The following is a 16258-nucleotide window of genomic DNA, read 5'->3' on the forward strand; positions in this document are numbered from 1 at the left end:
GTCTATCCTCTCAAACGCGGACAACGGCCCGACAGGTCGAGCCGAAAACGAGTCGGTGGCATCGCCGGGACACAGGATCCGAACGGACGACGCGCACCGCGTCCCGGAGGCTGGCTCCGGGACGCGGTGCGCGTCGGGTTGCGGTGATCGGACAAGGGGCTCATCCGGCGCGCTGCATCGGGATGTAGCGCTCGCTCACCGCTTCCGGCGCGGGGTCGAACAGACCGATCGGACGGCGCACCGGAACCACCGTCCCCTCCGGGACCGGCAGGGGCGCCGAGCGACGAATGCCGGTGCGGATCGGGGCCGGGGGAGCGGTGCTGGACCCGCGCCGGCAATCGATGGGCAGCGTCACGGTCACGCTGGTGCCCTGGCGCTCGGCGCTCTCGATGGCGATGCTGCCGCCATGGAGGCCGACGAGCCCCTGCACCACCGAGAGACCGAGTCCGGTTCCCTCATGCGTCCGGTCGTATCCGCCGCCGGCCTGGAAGAACGGCGCACCGATGCGGGGCAGGTCGTCGGCACCGATGCCGATTCCCGTATCCGCCACCACGATATCGAGATGCGACGCGCTCCGACGGAACGAGACCTCGACCCGCCCGCCCGGCGCGGTGAACTTCACCGCGTTGGACAGGAGGTTGATCAGCACCTGGCGGCAGGCGCGCGAATCCGCCGTGATCTCGATGCCCGGCGCCTCGTTGCCGCGCACAAGGGTGATCCCGGCCTGATCGGCCCGCAGCTGCATCAGGTCGCAGCAGGTTCTCACGAGGGAGCCGACATTCATCGTCTCGGGGAGGTAATCGAAATTGCCGCTCTGGATGCGCGACATGTCGAGAAGCGCGTTGACCACGTCGAGGAGATGGCGCCCGGAGCTGCCGATGATCTCGGCATATTCGCGGCTGCGCTCGGGGCCGAGGGTCATGGAGCTCTGGCCGGCGAGCACTTCCGAGAAGCCGATGATGGCGTTGAGCGGCGTGCGCAGCTCGTGGCTGACCGTGGCGAGGAAGCGGCTCTTCAGGTCGTCGGCGCGTTCGGCCTCGGCGCGGGCGCGCTCCAGTTCCTCGGCGTGGCGACGATGCTCGCTGACGTCGCGGGTCACGGCGACGACGCTCGATCCCTCGACGCCGGACAGGGTGCCGACGATGCGATGGGCCCGCATCTCGGCGAAGATCACCCGTGGCTCGCCTTCGGCGCGCAGGGCCGCCGGGTCGAGATGCAGGCGGAACTGAACGGTGGCCGGCTTGCCGCTGGCGGCCACGTCGCTGATCGTCTGCAGGAGGGCGGGACGGTCTCCCACATGGACGCGGTCGAGGAGGCCATGTCCGCGCAGGCGCACGGAATCGGTCCCGACGAACCGCGCCGAGGAGGCGCTGGCTTCGATGACGCGACCGTTCCGGTCGTGCCAGGTGACGAGGTCGTCGATGGCCGAGAGCAGCATGCGGTCGCGCATCTCGTTGTCGCGCATCCGGGCGAGCCAGCGGCCCTCGTGGCGCAGATGCTCCATGGCCTGGGCGGCCACGTGACCGATGGCGGTGATGGCGAAGACCGGCATGGCCAGGGACCGGGACACGTCGAGAAGCGGCAGCGAGATGGAGCCGTGCGGCAGGAACGCCACCACGAGGGCCCCGATCACCGCGATGATGGCGGCGGCCAGCGTCGCCCGGCGCGAGCCGGACACCACGGCCTCGAGCGGGATCGCCACCAGCCAGATCGCGGCGGCGGAGTTCACGCCGCCCGACATCAAGGCGAGGCAGACCACGAGGCCGGTGAGACCCGCCGACGAGATCGCATGGGCGACCCAGAGGATCCCCGTCCGCGACAGGAACACGGCGGCGAAGACCGGCAGCATCAGGCTGGCAATGGCGAGGACTTCGAGGCCGGTGGGGACGCCCCGCCAGAGCAGGTAGGGCGGCAGGCCGGCCATCATCACGATCCCGGTGGCGAGGCGCGACACCAGGAACCGCTCGTGCCGGAACCGCACGGCATCGTCATCGATCACCGACTCGTGGACGAGCCCGGCAAGCCGGAGATCGATCATGGAAGCCAGGCCGCTGTAGATACGCAATACTCACACGCACAGCGCGAAGTGCCTGATCGGCCGCTTCGTCGCCCCTTGCTGGACTTAGACCCGAATTCGACTTGAACTCGACTGATGCCAAACCTCGCAGACCCGACTTAAGCGAGTGTTGCGCAGACCCCACCGATTGTTCGCGGATGCTTTCCGGTCCGTAACCGGACCTGTTCGTTGGAGGGTTCCTTTCGGGGCACATCGCCCGCTATCCACAGGGACGAGCACGACATCCCGGTTCGCAGGGCTATGGCGGCAAAGCCGCGTTCACCATGGTTCTCGATATCGGAGCGCGCGTGAGAAGGACTTTACGTTCTGCGCCGAGGCTCGGTCGCAACGGGCCGCTCACGGCCGGCACCGAACCAACCCGGGACTTCCATGTCGTTCCTCCTTCGCGCCTGCCTGGCGATCGGCCTCCTCTCCTACCTCGCCGCCCATCGCGACGATCCGGACCTCGCGGCGCGCCTGTCGGCGCCATCGCTGGGGGACACCGCGTCGGTCGCCTGGGAAGCGCTGCCCCGCGACGCGCGCGAGACGGCGCTGAGCCAGGGTGCCGACGGCCTGATCCGGCAGATGGCGGGATCGGTCGCCGGCGCGTCGCGCGACACCCTGGCCGAGACCGATCGTCGTCCGGCATGGCGCGGCGTGGCCGATCGCTGAGCCCAGCCCTTGCGAAGGGGACGGGGGTTCAGATCTCGTAGGACGCGGCCTGCCTCGCGCGCAGGACGTAGAGCGAACGGGGATCGAGGCGCAGGCGCGCATTCGGGGGAAACAGCGCCTGTCCGGCCTGGACCATGCCGGTCGGCCGGGTGGTGTCGAAGACGACCATCCACGGGCCGCCGATCACCGGAGCCAGGGTGAAATCGATCGGCTCGTCGGCGGCGTTGATGAGGATCAGCAGGCGATCCGCGCTCGGCAGGTCGTTGCCGATCTGCATGCCGAAGGCCTGGCGGTGTCCATCGCTCCAAGCCTCGTCGTCCATTTCCGCGCCGCAGGGCGAGAGCCAGTGGACGTCGCGCAACGGTCCGTCCCCGATGATCGCACCGGTGAGAAAGGTGAGGCGGCGCAGGGCCGGCTGCTCCCGGCGCAGGCGGGTCAGGTTGGCGACGAAGGCGGTGAGGCCGGGATCGGGATCGGTCTGCCAATCGAGCCAATTGACCGCGTTGTCCTGGGCATAAGCGTTGTTGTTGCCGTTCTGGCTGCGTGACCGCTCGTCCCCGGCCAGGAGCATCGGGACGCCCTGGGCCAGCAGCGTCGTCGCCAGGAGGTTGCGCTTCTGCCGAGCCCGTACGGCCAGGATCGCGGAATCGTCCGTGGGACCCTCGACGCCGTAATTGCGAGAGAGGTTATGGCCGTGGCCGTCGCGGTTGTTCTCGCCGTTGGCGTGGTTGTGCTTCTCCTCGTAGGCGACGACATCGGCCAGGGTGTAGCCGTCGTGGCTCGCCACGTAGTTGATGCTGGCCAGCGGCGATCGGCCGGAGCTCGAGAAGATCTCCCGCGAGCCGGACAGGACCTGCGTCAGCTTCGGCAGGATGCCGTGGTCGCCGCGCCAGAAGCCGCGGACGCTGTCCCGGAACTGGTCGTTCCACTCGGCCCAGCCGCGCGGATAGGCGCCGAGCTGGTAGCCGCCCATGCCGATATCCCACGGCTCCGCGATCATCTTGGCGCGGGACAGGATCGGGTCCTGGGCGATGGCCTGGAAGAACGCGGCCTTGGGCGTAAAATCGTGCGGCGTGCGGCCGAGGCTGGTGGCGAGGTCGAAGCGGAACCCAGCGACGCCGTAGGCGGTGACCCAGTGCCGGAGGGAATCGAGGACGAGCTGCATCACCCTCGGGTGGTCGAGATCCAGGGTGTTGCCGCACCCGGTGCAATCGATCTCCTGCCGCCGGTTCTCCGGGTCGAGCTTGTAATAGCTGGCATTGTCGATGCCCCGGAACGACAGGGTCGGCCCGGTATGGTCGGCCTCGCAGGTATGGTTGTAAACGACATCGAGAATGACCTCGATCTCGGCCGCGGCGAGTTCACGGATCGCCGCCTTGAGGCCGCCGATCCCGGCCGCTCCGAGATAGCGCGGCTCCGGCGCGAAATAGCCCAGCGGCGAGTAGCCCCAGAAATTGACGAGGCCCTTCTCCACCAGGAACCGGTCGTCGGCGAAGGCCTGGATCGGCAGGAGTTCGATCGCCGTCACGCCGAGCTTCAACAGGTGCTCGATGATCGCCGGATGGGCCAGGGCGGCGTAGGTGCCGCGCTCGGATTCAGGGATGGCGGGGTGAAGCTGCGTCAGCGCCTTGACATGGGCCTCGTAGATCACCGTCTGGCCCATGGGCCTGCGGATCGGATTGAGCGCGAGCTCGGGCAGGTCGGGCGCCGTCACCACCCCGCGTGGCATGAAGGTCGCGCTGTCGCGCCGGTCGATCTGGTCCTCCCGCTGGAGGCCGCGACGGTGTCCGTACAGGGAATCGTGCCAGCGGATGCGGCCCTGGATCTCGCGCGCATAGGGGTCGAGAACGAGCTTCGCCGGGTTGAAGCGATGGCCGTTGGCGGGCTCCCACGGGCCGTGGACACGGTAGCCGTAGAGCTGACCGGGAAACGCGCCGCGCAGGTAGCCGTGCCAGACATCGTCGGTGCGGCGGGGCAGCGGGACGATGCGGCTTTCATGGCGCTCGCCCGGCTCGAACAGGCAGAGATCGACGCCGGTGGCGTTCTCGGAAAACAGCGCGAAATTGACACCGCGGCCGTCGAAATGCGCCCCGAGAGGCCCGGGCACGCCATCGTCGATGCCGATCATAGATGTCTTTCGCAGGTGCATCGGCTCGACGAACGCGAGCCGGATCTCAGAACGGAGCTACGCAAGAACGATACCCCGGTATCCCGCCCACCGCCTATTCCGGCGGGCTGCCGAGGGAAACCATGAGGCTCGCCCTGTCGCGCCGACGGGGAAGGAGGCCGCTACTCGGCGGCGGCGGCCGCGCGGGGCGGCTCGCGCTCGATGGTCCGGAAATTCTCCAGATCGGTGAGGAAATTGCGCGCCCACCAATCGACGTCTTCGCGGGTCATGCGATCGACCATGGGCTTCCAGCGCTCGATCCGCTCCCCGCGCGGCATGTAGAGCGCCGTGCGGATCGCTTCCGCCACCTCGAACCGGTCATAGGGATTGACCAGCAGGGCCTCGGGCAATTGCCGGGACGCGCCGGCGAATTTCGACAGGACGAGGACGCCGGGATCGTCTGCCGTCTGGGCGACGATGTATTCCTTGGCCACCAGATTCATGCCATCGCGCATGGGCGTCACCAGGCCGACGCGGGCGGCGCGATAGAGACCGGCGAGGACGGGGCGCGGATAGGCCTTCGTCACATACTGGATCGGAGTCCAGTTCGGCTCACCGAGCGCACCGTTGATCTCGCCAACGGTCTCGTTCACCTCGCGGCTGAGTTCCTCGTATTCCGGCACCTCGGTGCGGGATTTCGGCGTGATCTGCAGATAGACGACGTTGCCGCGCTGGTCCGGGTTCGAGGCAAAGAAGCGGTCCACCGCCTCCATGCGCTCGGGCACGCCCTTGGAATAATCGAGCCGGTCGACACCGATGAGGAGCTTGCGGGTGCGCAGGCCCGCCATAGTCTCGCGGACGGTCTTGTTGGCGCCGGCATTTTCCGCCGCCTCCTTGAACCCGGCGACATCGATGCCGATCGGGAAGCTGCGGATGCGGGTCCGCCGGCCGTCGACCATCAGCGAGCCGCCGCCGAGGGGGATAGCCCGCAGCTCGTCTATGAGATTGCGGGAGAGGTTGTGGACGTCGGGGTCGGTCTGAAGGCCGATCAGGTCGTAATCGGCGATGCCGCGCAGGAGGTCGTTGCTGGCCGGCAGCGTGTTGAACACGTCCGCGGCGGGCCAGGGGATGTGATGGAAATAGCCGATGGGGTTGGCAATGCCGAGACCGCGCAGCTCCGAGGCGAGCGGCAGCAGATGGTAATCGTGGACCCAGATGATGTCGTCGGGCTCGATCAGCTTGGCGAGCGCCCGCGCGAAGATGCGGTTGACGCGCTGGTAACCGGCATAATCCGAGCGGGAGAACGCCCCGAGGCCGAGACGGTAATGCATGATCGGCCAGAGGGCGCGATTGGCAAAGCCGCTGTAATACTCGCGGTGGTCCTGGGGCGAGAGATCGACCACGGCATATTGCACGCGGCCGCGATCGATGAGCTCGGGTTCCTCGGACGGATCCTCGACGACTTTGCCGCTCCACCCGAACCACAGGCCCTCATAGGACGTGAAGGCCTCCTTGACGGCGACCGCCAAGCCTCCGGCGGCAACGGCTTTGCCGCTGTCCTCGGGGACGGCCACACGGTTCGATACGATGACAAGGCGTGCCACTCAGCGGGCTCCGGTCCTCAGCGTGCAGCGCACCCTGGGCGCGCCGGACAAGACATTCCGATGTTCAACGCGCGTAACGCGACCGTGATCCGTCCGATACAGCCACGTCTGTTCATATTCGTCAGTCAACCTAACCGACCGCGCCGCCCGCGGCCAGGGCAGGCAGAGACGAATGTCGGTTCCGCAGTGGATCACGCGGCCCGTCCCCCGCCCGACGATGCCGCTTCACCATCGGCTTTGTGTCGTCGAACGGTCTTACGGGAACGCGGCCCGGCGCGCATCGGCGGGGATGTCGCGCCCAGGCCGTCGTCCAGCGTTCGACGATGAGCATTCCGTGCGGAACCGCGTCTGTTTCCATGTTGTTGAAGAGCCACATGTGACATCGCCCAACAGCGATCGAGGAGTATGCCCGTGAACGCAAATCAACCAACTGGCCCGGCATCTGCCGCGAACGCTCCCGGGATCGACGCGAACCCGACCGGAGACTGGAAGGCTCTTCGCGGCGACGTCGAGGGGATCGCGGACGTGGCCGTCGAGCGCGGCCGGGGATTCGTTGCCGCCGCACGGGCCCAGGCCACCGACTATGCCGACCGTCGCAAGGGCGATGCCGCCCAGTCGGTGAACGATATCGCCCAGGGCCTGCGGGATTCGAGCAAGTCCTTCGACGAGCAGCCGAACATCAAGGCGTTCTTCGACAGCGCCGCCGAGGGTCTCGAACAGCTCGGCACCTCCATCGAGAACCGCAGCTTCGCCGAGTTCTACGACGAGGCCGAAGCCTTCGCCCGTCGCGCCCCCGTCGCCGTGGCGGTCGCCACCTTCGTGACCGGCTTCGTCGTCTCGCGCTTCATCAAGTCGTCGAGCATCGCGCCTGATCGCGATGCCCGCGACTCGTTCCGCAGCTAGGCCGGACCTCATGTCGAACGGCCCGCAATCCAGCATTCAAAGCCTCCTCGGCGATGCCCTGCGCGAGACCAGCGACCTCGCGCGCAAGGAGATGGCGCTCTTTCGCACCGAGATGACGAGCAACGTCCGGACACTGTTCATCGGCCTCGCGCTGATGGTCGGCGCCGGCGTGTTCGGGGTCGTCGCCCTGTTCGTCCTGGTGGACGCCCTGGTGAAATGGCTCGCCACGGTGGTGCATTCGGAAGCCCTGTCCGCCCTCATCGTCGGTGGCGTGCTTCTGGTGGTCGCCATCGTCTTCGCCCTGATCGGGCGGAACGCCATGTCCCTCTCCACCCTGGCGCCGACCCGCACGACACGGCAGATGCGCCAGGATGCGCGCGCATTGTCGGAAAGGGTATCGGGATGAGTGAATCGTTGAACGACCTCGAGAAGGACATCGAGGCGAGCCGTGCCCGCCTCGACCAGACCATCGACCGCATTCAGGACAGGCTCTCCGTCCCGAGCATCGTCGACGACATGCTGGGCAATGTCCGCCGGACACCGTTGAGCGGGGCCTATGACGGGGCTCTCGATGCGATCCGCCGCAATCCCGTCCCCGTCCTGCTCATCGCGGCGGGAATCGGCTGGCTCCTGCACCGCACGGCCAAGGACAAGCAGCCCCTGCCCAAGCGCAACATCGTCGATGCGGATGCCACCCTCCCGGTGACGCAGACGGCGGCCGCCAAGGCCTACGACCCCGACCAGCCGACCCGCCAGCCCGTGAAGGAACTGGCGGAGGAAACCCAGATTTAAGCCTACAAAGGCCGATCGAAACCTGACCGACCCGGCAGCGGCACCGCCGCTGCATCCCCATCCGACAGGAGTCGCCTCCATGAGCCACAGCAGCATTCCGGGCGAGCCCAAGAGCTCGCTTCCCGACGACATCGCCCTCGCCGCCGGCCTTCCCCATGGCGCCGCCAGCCTTCCCCATGGCGATGAGACCAGCCGCTCGCTCCACGACATCTCCGAGCGCGCCCGCACCGAGACACGGGCGACGGCGGGCGATATCCGCGATCAGGCCGGCGACCTCGCCGACGATGCCAAGGCCAAGGCCGAGGGCTATGCCGACCGCGCCAAGGCCGCCGCGCTCGATGCGCGGGACACCGTAAAGGACAAGGCGGACAAGCTGATCGACCGGGCGTCCGAGACCTATGGCGACGCACGCGACTGGGCGTCGGACACTCACCGGTCCACGCGTCGCAGCATCGGCGAGTTCGCCGAGCGCGGCGGCCAGCGCCTCGACCGCGGCAAGACCACCGTCGAGCAGTTCGTCACCGAGAACCCGCTTCTCGTGGGCGTCGTCGGCCTCGCGGCCGGTCTGCTCCTCGGAGCCCTCCTGCCGAGGACGCGCCGCGAGGACCAGACGGTGGGTCCGTGGGCCGACGAGGTGAAGGACCAGGGTATCCGCTATGCCCGCGACTTCGCCGACCGTGGCCGGGAATTCGTGGAAAGCGCCCTCGATCCCGAGAACCTCAACGCCGCGACCCAGGGCGGTTCCGAGCCGTTCCGGAAGCCCGACGTGCCGCCGGTGCGGACGCACTGAAAGCGTCCTCAGCGCGTTTCACAGTGAAAGAAGGGGCGGCGCTCGACAGCGCCGCCCCTTCGTGTTGGGACTGGGGCGACGATCCGACGAGCGAGGCCCTGTGACCCGTGGCAGCCCCTCAGCCCCGCTTGCTCTGGTGCGGCGATACCGCGATCACCATCGAGTTCGGTGAGAGGATCGACCCCGACGCCAACGCGCTGGTGCTGGCCCTCGACCGTGCCGTGCGGGAATCCGGCATTCCGGGGCTCGTCGAGTGCGTTCCGACCTACCGGTCGCTCACCGTCCACCTCGATCCCTGCCTGGCCGAGCCGAGCCGGATCGAATCTGCGCTTCTCGCCCTCGTCGGTACGGTCCCCGCCGAGACGGCACCGCGCCGCCTCTGGCGCATTCCGGTGGTCTATGGCGGTGCCTTCGGCATCGATCTCGCCGATGTCGCCGCCCATCACGGGCTGAGCCCCGACGAGGTCGTGTCCCGGCATGCGGCATCCGACTATCGCGTGGCCATGAACGGCTTCCTGCCCGGCTACGCCTATCTCTCGGGCCTCGACCCGCGCCTCGCTCTGTCGCGCCGGGAAAGTCCGAGGCCGGTGACGCCGGCCGGTACCATCTCTATCGGCGGCGTACAGGCGCTGGTGGCGAGCATCGCCGCGCCGAGCGGGTGGCATCTCCTCGGGCGGACCCCCGTGCGTTCGTTTCTGCCGGGCCGCGACCCGGTCTTCCTGTTCGAACCCGGCGACGCGATCCGCTTCCTGCCCATCGAACCGGATCGATGGGACGAACTCGACCGTGCGGCGCAAGCCGGGGAGCGCATCGTCGAAAGCGAGACCATGCCGTGACCGGGCGTCTCGTCATCAAGCGATGCAATGGCGGGCTCAGCCTGCAGGATGGCGGAAGACGGGGCTATCAGCGCTACGGCCTCTCCGGCTCCGGCGCCATGGATCGCCTCGCCATGGCGACGGCGAATGCCCTGGTCGGCAATGCCCCCGATGCGCCGGTCCTCGAACTCGGTCTCGGCGGCGGCCGCTTCGTCGTGGAGGCCGGACGGGGATGGTTCGCCTGCGCCGGTGCCCCCTGTACCCTGCGCATCGACGGCGCGCCGATCGCGGGCCATCGCAGCATGACCCTGGCGGAAGGCGCCGAATGGGAGGTCGACCCGCCGCGCGAGGGGACGTTCGTCTACCTCGCCGTGGCCGGCGGGTTCGCGGCGCGCGCCCTGCTCGGCAGCGTCTCCCTCCATCTCCGCGCCGGGATCGGGGGGATCGACGGCCGGACCTTCCAATCCGGCGACGGGCTGGCCTTCACCGCAACGGAGCACGCCGCACCGGGCGACCGGATTATTGATGCCGTTCCCCTCGACCGCGATGCGCCGATCCGCGTCATGCTCGGCCCCCAGGCCGACAGCTTCACGCAAGGCGGGATCGACACGCTGCTCGGCTCGACCTTCACCGTGTCGCACCGCGCCGACCGGATGGGATACCAGCTCGACGGCCCCACCATCGCCCATGGCGCAGGCGGCTACAACATCGTCTCCGACGCCACCGTCGCGGGATCGATCCAGGTGCCGGGCAACGGCCTCCCCATCGTGCTCATGGCGGACCGGCAGACCACGGGCGGCTACCCGAAGATCGCGACGGTGATCTCGGCCGATCTGCGCCGCCTCGCCCAGCGCCGCCCTGGCGATCCGGTCCGGTTCGAGGCCGTAGCCTTGGCAACGGCGCGAGAGGCCGCTTTCGAACGGCAACGCGCCATCGCCGACCTGCCCGGCCGCCTGCGGCCACTGGGGGGCTTCGACACCGAACGGCTGCTGGGAGCCAACCTCGCCGGTCACGCCGTCGATGCCTTGCAGGAAGGCCCATAAGACGTGACGGCCTCCGCTCCCGCCAAGATTGAGCCGTTCGACATCGCGCAGCACCCCGATGCCGATGGGCGTCCGTGTACGGGAGGAGGGCCAGGATGCGGATCGCCGCGCTGATCTTCGGCCTTGTCCTGCTCGTGGCGACGGTCTTCTGGTTTGTCTACCTCGTCCCCCTGGGATGCGCGATGAACACGACCGGTTGTAACGAGCGGTTCACGGTGTGGAGCGGCATCGGCCTGGTCCATTTCTGGACGCCCTTCCTCATCGCCGTGTCGGCGCTGGCCTATGGTTTGAAACGGCCCTGATCGTTCGTGCCTGCCCGACAAAAGCTACGCCGGCATCGAGGGAAGCCGCCGCCCCCTCGTTTCTTCCGGATTTCACGGGGCCTGCCATTCGACGCCGGCATGCTCGCGGATATCGCCGGGCGCGGACCCGGTATCGGCATCGCTGACCCAGTCGCTCGGCTCGACCACATCGACGATCTCGTCGTCAGGATAGGCCGCGGCGAGAAAGACTTTGGCCTCACCCTCGGCGGCAGCCCGGACCGTGACCAGCGGGCGAAAGCCGTTGACTGCGCGGATATTGGCGATGAAGAGTTTCGTCATGTGCATTCTCCTGAGCACGCCTGAGCGCGACATTCGGCTAACGCGGGAAACCTCGATCCGCGCGGACGCTCACTGAAAATGATGGGCCGCCACCTCTCGCAGCGTGGAGGCCCTTCACCCACTGCGGCGATGCCTGCCGAATTCGCCTCATCCGTCTCGACGCCGCGCGAGGGAGCCGCTATCCGGGCAGGATGAAGCTCGCCGATTGCGACATCCTCATCCTCCCCGGCTATGCCGGCTCGGAAGACGGCCATTGGCAGGCCGGCTGGGCCGCCCGCATGGCCAATGCCCGCATCGTCGAGCAGGACGACTGGCACCATCCGGAAGCCGGCTCGTGGCGCGCGCGCATCGTCGAGGCGGTGGAAGCGGCGACCCGGCCGGTGATGCTCATCGCGCACAGCCTCGGCGTGGTGGCCTCCGTCCAGGCCGCACCCGCCTTTCCCGAGGGCAAGGTGCGGGGCGCCCTCCTCGTGGCGTTCCCGGATGTGGAGCGGACACCGGACCTGCCGTCCAGCGTCACGGATTTCGCGCCGGTGCCGCGCGATCCCCTGCCCTTCCCGTCCTTGCTGGTGGCGAGCCGCAACGACCCCTATTGCGCCTATGAGCGGGCCGAGGATTTCGCCTATGCCTGGGGTTCCGCCCTGGTCGATGCCGGCGAATCCGGCCACATCAACGTGGCGAGCGGGCACGGTCCCTGGCCCGAAGGGCTGATGCGCCTGGCGGGATTTTTGAAGGGGCTCTGACCCGCTTACTCCTTCTCGGCCCCGCCCATCGGCTTCAACAGCTCCCCGGCCACGTCGGACAGGCGCGGCGGCTCCTCCCTGACGAAGGGAAGCGGGCGGCAGACCGCTAGGGCGGCAAGGCCGAACCGGGCGGTCATCAGGCCGTTGAGGACGCCCTCGCCGAGCTTCGCCGAGACCCGCGCGGCGATGCCGAGGCCGAGGACCTGCTGGATCATGCTCTCGCCCACCGCCATTCCGCCTGTGACGGTGAGATGCGCGAAGGCGGAGCGGGCCAGACGCAGGAACCCGAGGAAGCCCGGGCGCCCGCCATAGATCGTCGCGATCTGGCGCAGGAGGCGCATGGCGGCAAAGACCACGAAGGCCACGTCGACGATGGCGCGCGGGCTGAGCGCCGTCACCGCCGAGACCTGCTTGGCCGCCGAGGCGATGGCGTTGCGGGCCTGCCGGTCGAGGGGTTCGAGCAATTCGTGCTCGGCAAGCCCGATCCGGTCGTCCACGTCGAGGATCGTATCGCCGAGAGCCTTCAGACGCTGGCGCCCGGCCGCGAGTCCGGTCCGGGTGGCGTAGAGGGTGCTAAGTTCGGCGACCACCGCCTGCGCGCCGGTATGATCCCGCGTGGCGATGGCCTCGACCGCTTTCGCCCGCAGCGTTTCGATCCGGCGTTCGCGCCAGATGCCGGCGAGTTCGCGCAGGACGAGGGCGAGGAAGGCGATGCCCGCCACCACGAGGAGCGCCAGGGCGACGCCGCCAAGCCAGGGCGCGGCCGAGAACAGGTCGGCGATCATCCGCTCCAGCGACAGGCCGACCGCGAGGGAGACGAGGCCGCCCAAAGCGAGCATCAGCACCGACAGCCACGGCGCCCGCGATTTCGGCGCCACCGGCACGGCGGTGCCGTCCGCCGCCTCGACGATCTCGAACGGCTCTTCGACGATCCTGACCGCGTTCGGCGCCACCGGCGGCGGAACGATGCCGTCCGGGCCCTCGGCCGGCTCGGCGGTGGGGATGCGGAAGGCGCGAGGACGGTTCGGAGAGGTCATGGGCGGACCTTTGGTGATGTCGCAACAGATTGATCGGTGGAGCTCTCCTCTCCCCGCGCGCGGGGAGAGGGACGTGTCTCCCCCTTGCTGGGGAGCACGTCGAGGCGGCAGCCGAGGGTGAGGGGGCGATGACGAAGGTGCCACATCCTGTCCGGACCCCTCACCCTCGCTCCGCTTGTCACTGGGACGACAAGGCCCCAGTGACCCTCTCCCCGCCCGCCTACGGCATTCACACATCTCGCCGGCAGCGCAGGTGCCCTCTCCTTCTAGGAGAGGGAGCCCGTCGCGCCTCATGTCGAACCCGCTTGGATGAGCGAAGAGCGGTGGAGCCAATGTGTTGAACCAGTAGCCTCATAAGGGGCAGAGGGACGCAGTTTGCCTGCAAAAGCAGATGTGTGAATCCGGTAGCCCCGAACGCGGGGAGAGGCGGACTCGCTCAGCCGGACACTCACGTCAGCTTGTCGCCGATGAGGAACTGCATCGCCCGGTCGAGGCGGATCTGCGGCAGGTGGCCGGGGCGGCCATGGGCGTCGGGCCGGATCAACGGCGGGCGAAAGCGCGGGAAGCGGAGGGAGCCCGGCGGCACTGCCCCTTCGAGAACGGATTCGGGCCGCGAGGGCAACTCGCCGGGGAACACCGCCGCCTCGCTCCGCCCGTCGAAGATCTCGTCGCCCACATGCTCCCCCGCCTCGGGCGTTCCCGAGACCGCCCGCAGGGTCATGCCGTCATCATGGACCGTGGTCTCCCGCGTGGCCCGCACCGAGGCGAGGGCCACCGTGCCGACGCGGGCACCGGCCGCCTCGGTCCGGCGCATGGCGCGGGAGACGAGGAGACGCAGCAATGCCTCCAGCCGGTCGTGGCTGGTCTGGTGCAGGTGGTCCGCCTTGGTGGCAGCGAACATGATGCGGTCCGCCCTCGGCGCGAACAGGCGCGACAGGATGGTGTTGCGTCCGATCCGGAAACTGAGGAGCACGGTGTCGAGGGCCTCCTCCAACTCGGCGAGCGCGGCCGGCCCGGCATCGACGGCGGCGAGCACGTCGACGAGGACGATCTGGCGATCCACCCGCTGGAAATGGTTGCGGAAGAACGGCTCCACGACCTTGGCCTTGTAGGCCTCGAAGCGCCGCTCCATCAGCCCGGCGAGGCTGTCCGACGAGATCGTCTCCGGCAGGGCGTCGAGGGGGGCGAAGGTGAGGGCCGGTGATCCGGCGAGGTCGCCCGGCATCAGGAAACGGCCCGGCGGCGTGGTCGCCACCGATTCGGGCCCGGCGCGGAGCGCGGTGAGATAGGTGGTGAAGGCGATGCTGGCGCGCTCGGCCACGACCTCGTCGAGGGGACCGGACGGGTCGAGATCCTTCAGCACCGCGAGCCAGGGCGCGGCGATGGCCGCACGCCCGGTGCGGCGGGTGCCCGCGATGGTGGCGGCGGACCAGTCCTTGTAGCTCTGGTCGATCAGGGCGAGGTCGAGGAGCCATTCGCCGGGATAATCGACCACGTCGAGCATCAGCGTGCCGGGGCCGGAGCGCCAGCCGCCTTTGCGCTCGTACTCGATGGCGAGGCGGAACTGGCTGATCCGGTCGGTGGAGCGCGGCCACAGGCGCTGCTCCGTCAGGGCCGCGAAATGATCCTCGTAGGGGAAGCGCGGAACGTCGTCGTCGGGCTGCGGCACGAGGCGCGCCCGGCGCAGCCGTCCCTCATGCGCCGGCGCAAAGGCCGGCAGGGCATGGGTCTCGACGAGATGGTGGATCAGCGCCGTCGTGAACACCGTCTTGCCCGACCGCGCCAGACCGGTGACGCCGAGCCGCAGGGTCGGCTGGATCAGGAGATCGCTCGATGCCTCGGCGAAGGCCTGGATCGCGGAGCCCGCGCGCGAGGCGAAGCTGATCATGAAGCGAAGGTCTCATATGGCCGGAGGGGAGGATGGGCGATAGATGCAGGGGTGAGGTGGCGCGCGTCTCAGGCGAACGCAAGAACCGGACGCGTCATCGCTCCACCGCGCCGGGATCGCCTTGGGCCGCAACGAGCCGGGCGATGGCGGCTTCCACCAGATCCGGCCCCGCCCGCAGCGCGCCGAGTTCCACCCCGGACATGGCGAGCATCACCGGGGCGAGACGAGGCGAGGGCCGGCCCTCCGCATCGAATAGCGCAAGATCGTCCTCGATCTTGAGTCCGACGCTGGCGGCGATGCGGGTGGCATAATTGCGGATCCGGACCTCGTCGTTGCCGCAGAGCGGCGCCGGGGCCGCGAGATCCTGAAGACGGAGCCCCGGCATCCCGGCCGCGAGGGCGGGCAAAGCAGCCGATTCCGCCGCGAACCGGTCTGCCAGCCGGGAGGACGGCGATGCCGTCGGAGTCTCGGACGGACTTGCGATGATCGCCGTGATCGCCGGCCTGCCGATCGTCTCGGCCGCCCCCGCGACGCGGATGGGCCGGGGCTTCGGCGTACCCGCCATCCGTGCCAGCGGCGACCAGGGCTGGACCCGCAGGGGCCCGCCCCGCGCGACCAGGCGCGGCTTTCGCGGCCCTCCCCGGGCATGGCGGGCGAGGTAGCGGGCGCGCAGGGTCTTGCCGAGCCCGAGGGGCGCGAGGCCGGTGGAGACTTTTCCGCCCGACCCCCCACTGCTCGAAACAGAGCATTCCGCCGGCGCCCAACGGCGCACGATGGACAGGGCGTTGCGGCGGCCGAACTCGCGGTAATAGCGCCGCAGCAGGAGGGCCGCCGCATCGGCGCCGTCGCCGGCGGTGGCGAACCCGGTATGGCCCTCCGCATCGCTTCCGATCTCGCCCCGCCAGCGGGCGCTCTTGATGCACCAGTAATTGTTGAGCTTGACGCAGCGCGCGACGAAAGCCGGCGGCACCGGCGCGTAACGCGCGACCAGGGCGAGGGACACGGGACGCAAGGTCGTCCCCGTTTCCGTCCGCCAGTTCGACACCGCCCTCTCGCTGGCGAGAAAACTCGAGGCCACGGCCGGAGCGGCGGTCATCGCCAAGGCCGCTTCCGCGCGGTCGACGCCCACCTTCACGGCGTCGAGGCCGATACCGGCGCGCGGCATCAGCGATGTCAGGACGAGAAGCGTGGTGACGAACACGGGAT

16 protein-coding genes are annotated in these 16258 nt (G+C 68.9%); 9 read left to right on the forward strand and 7 right to left on the reverse strand.

Annotated features, from left to right (window positions below):
• Positions 1-160: 160 nt before the first annotated feature.
• On the reverse strand, positions 161-2038 hold the full coding sequence (locus FPV16_RS06050) for a sensor histidine kinase (protein ID WP_227437030.1): 1878 nt from the start codon (positions 2036-2038) through the stop codon (positions 161-163).
• 408 nt (positions 2039-2446) lie between these two features.
• On the opposite strand from FPV16_RS06050, the gene FPV16_RS06055 reads away from it, so the two are divergent.
• Positions 2447-2728, forward strand: coding sequence for a hypothetical protein (locus tag FPV16_RS06055; RefSeq protein WP_227437032.1), 282 nt, complete (start codon positions 2447-2449; stop codon positions 2726-2728).
• A gap of 28 nt (positions 2729-2756) precedes the next feature.
• Here the strand turns inward: FPV16_RS06055 and glgX are convergent, their stop codons facing one another.
• Positions 2757-4856, reverse strand: coding sequence for a glycogen debranching protein GlgX (gene glgX / locus FPV16_RS06060; RefSeq protein ID WP_227437033.1), 2100 nt, complete (start codon positions 4854-4856; stop codon positions 2757-2759).
• Positions 4857-5017: 161 nt separating this feature from the next.
• Positions 5018-6439, reverse strand: a complete 1422-nt coding sequence (locus FPV16_RS06065; RefSeq protein ID WP_227437036.1) for an alpha,alpha-trehalose-phosphate synthase (UDP-forming) — start codon at positions 6437-6439, stop codon at positions 5018-5020.
• A gap of 405 nt (positions 6440-6844) precedes the next feature.
• On the opposite strand from FPV16_RS06065, the gene FPV16_RS06070 reads away from it, so the two are divergent.
• The 7 genes from FPV16_RS06070 to FPV16_RS06100 all read left to right on the forward strand — a co-directional run bounded on the left by FPV16_RS06070 (position 6845) and on the right by FPV16_RS06100 (position 11084).
• The gene (locus tag FPV16_RS06070) at positions 6845-7342 is read left to right on the forward strand and encodes a hypothetical protein (protein WP_227437038.1); all 498 of its coding nucleotides are present in this window, start codon (positions 6845-6847) and stop codon (positions 7340-7342) included.
• Between the two features lie 10 nt (positions 7343-7352).
• A complete protein-coding gene (locus FPV16_RS06075; RefSeq protein WP_227437040.1) occupies positions 7353-7748 on the forward strand; it encodes a phage holin family protein in 396 nt (131 codons plus the stop codon).
• Positions 7745-8134: a DUF3618 domain-containing protein gene (locus FPV16_RS06080; RefSeq protein ID WP_227437042.1), complete on the forward strand. Its 390-nt coding sequence runs from the start codon at positions 7745-7747 to the stop codon at positions 8132-8134. The genes FPV16_RS06075 and FPV16_RS06080 overlap by 4 nt, the downstream gene beginning before the upstream one ends.
• A gap of 79 nt (positions 8135-8213) precedes the next feature.
• Positions 8214-8924, forward strand: coding sequence for a hypothetical protein (locus FPV16_RS06085; RefSeq protein ID WP_227437044.1), 711 nt, complete (start codon positions 8214-8216; stop codon positions 8922-8924).
• Between the two features lie 107 nt (positions 8925-9031).
• A complete protein-coding gene (pxpB, locus tag FPV16_RS06090) occupies positions 9032-9760 on the forward strand; it encodes a 5-oxoprolinase subunit PxpB (protein WP_227437046.1) in 729 nt (242 codons plus the stop codon).
• Positions 9757-10782 (forward strand): biotin-dependent carboxyltransferase family protein, encoded by a 1026-nt coding sequence (locus FPV16_RS06095; RefSeq protein WP_227437048.1) that lies wholly within the window; start codon positions 9757-9759, stop codon positions 10780-10782. Before pxpB ends, FPV16_RS06095 begins: the two co-directional genes overlap by 4 nt.
• 95 nt (positions 10783-10877) lie before the next feature.
• Positions 10878-11084, forward strand: a complete 207-nt coding sequence (locus FPV16_RS06100; RefSeq protein ID WP_227437050.1) for a hypothetical protein — start codon at positions 10878-10880, stop codon at positions 11082-11084.
• Between the two features lie 72 nt (positions 11085-11156).
• Here the strand turns inward: FPV16_RS06100 and FPV16_RS06105 are convergent, their stop codons facing one another.
• The gene (locus FPV16_RS06105) at positions 11157-11384 is read right to left on the reverse strand and encodes a hypothetical protein (RefSeq protein WP_227437052.1); all 228 of its coding nucleotides are present in this window, start codon (positions 11382-11384) and stop codon (positions 11157-11159) included.
• Between the two features lie 191 nt (positions 11385-11575).
• Between FPV16_RS06105 and FPV16_RS06110 the strand changes: the two genes are divergently transcribed.
• Positions 11576-12127 (forward strand): RBBP9/YdeN family alpha/beta hydrolase, encoded by a 552-nt coding sequence (locus FPV16_RS06110; RefSeq protein WP_227437054.1) that lies wholly within the window; start codon positions 11576-11578, stop codon positions 12125-12127.
• A 5-nt stretch (positions 12128-12132) separates the two neighbouring features.
• Here FPV16_RS06110 and FPV16_RS06115 read toward each other — a convergent pair whose 3' ends face one another.
• The 3 genes from FPV16_RS06115 to FPV16_RS06125 form a co-directional block, all read right to left on the reverse strand.
• Positions 12133-13164, reverse strand: a complete 1032-nt coding sequence (locus FPV16_RS06115; protein ID WP_227437056.1) for a YcjF family protein — start codon at positions 13162-13164, stop codon at positions 12133-12135.
• 448 nt (positions 13165-13612) lie between these two features.
• Positions 13613-15052 (reverse strand): YcjX family protein, encoded by a 1440-nt coding sequence (locus tag FPV16_RS06120; protein WP_227437058.1) that lies wholly within the window; start codon positions 15050-15052, stop codon positions 13613-13615.
• A gap of 94 nt (positions 15053-15146) precedes the next feature.
• Positions 15147-16253, reverse strand: a complete 1107-nt coding sequence (locus FPV16_RS06125; RefSeq protein ID WP_227437060.1) for a hypothetical protein — start codon at positions 16251-16253, stop codon at positions 15147-15149.
• Positions 16254-16258 lie beyond the last annotated feature (5 nt).

Origin of the sequence: Methylobacterium sp. W2 (assembly GCF_020662345.1) — a bacterium.
In the GTDB taxonomy this organism is placed as follows: Bacteria; Pseudomonadota; Alphaproteobacteria; order Rhizobiales; family Beijerinckiaceae; genus Methylobacterium.

Coding starts and splice junctions, on each gene's coding strand:
- FPV16_RS06100 (WP_227437050.1), top strand. CDS start 10,878: ATGCGGATCGCCGCGCTGATCTTCGGCCTTGTCCTGCTCGTGGCGACG.
- FPV16_RS06085 (WP_227437044.1), top strand. CDS start 8,214: ATGAGCCACAGCAGCATTCCGGGCGAGCCCAAGAGCTCGCTTCCCGAC.
- FPV16_RS06070 (WP_227437038.1), top strand. CDS start 6,845: ATGCCCGTGAACGCAAATCAACCAACTGGCCCGGCATCTGCCGCGAAC.
- FPV16_RS06055 (WP_227437032.1), top strand. CDS start 2,447: ATGTCGTTCCTCCTTCGCGCCTGCCTGGCGATCGGCCTCCTCTCCTAC.
- FPV16_RS06110 (WP_227437054.1), top strand. CDS start 11,576: ATGAAGCTCGCCGATTGCGACATCCTCATCCTCCCCGGCTATGCCGGC.
- FPV16_RS06115 (WP_227437056.1), bottom strand. CDS start 13,164: ATGACCTCTCCGAACCGTCCTCGCGCCTTCCGCATCCCCACCGCCGAG.
- FPV16_RS06050 (WP_227437030.1), bottom strand. CDS start 2,038: ATGATCGATCTCCGGCTTGCCGGGCTCGTCCACGAGTCGGTGATCGAT.
- FPV16_RS06105 (WP_227437052.1), bottom strand. CDS start 11,384: ATGACGAAACTCTTCATCGCCAATATCCGCGCAGTCAACGGCTTTCGC.
- glgX (WP_227437033.1), bottom strand. CDS start 4,856: ATGATCGGCATCGACGATGGCGTGCCCGGGCCTCTCGGGGCGCATTTC.
- FPV16_RS06080 (WP_227437042.1), top strand. CDS start 7,745: ATGAGTGAATCGTTGAACGACCTCGAGAAGGACATCGAGGCGAGCCGT.
- FPV16_RS06075 (WP_227437040.1), top strand. CDS start 7,353: ATGTCGAACGGCCCGCAATCCAGCATTCAAAGCCTCCTCGGCGATGCC.
- FPV16_RS06120 (WP_227437058.1), bottom strand. CDS start 15,052: ATGATCAGCTTCGCCTCGCGCGCGGGCTCCGCGATCCAGGCCTTCGCC.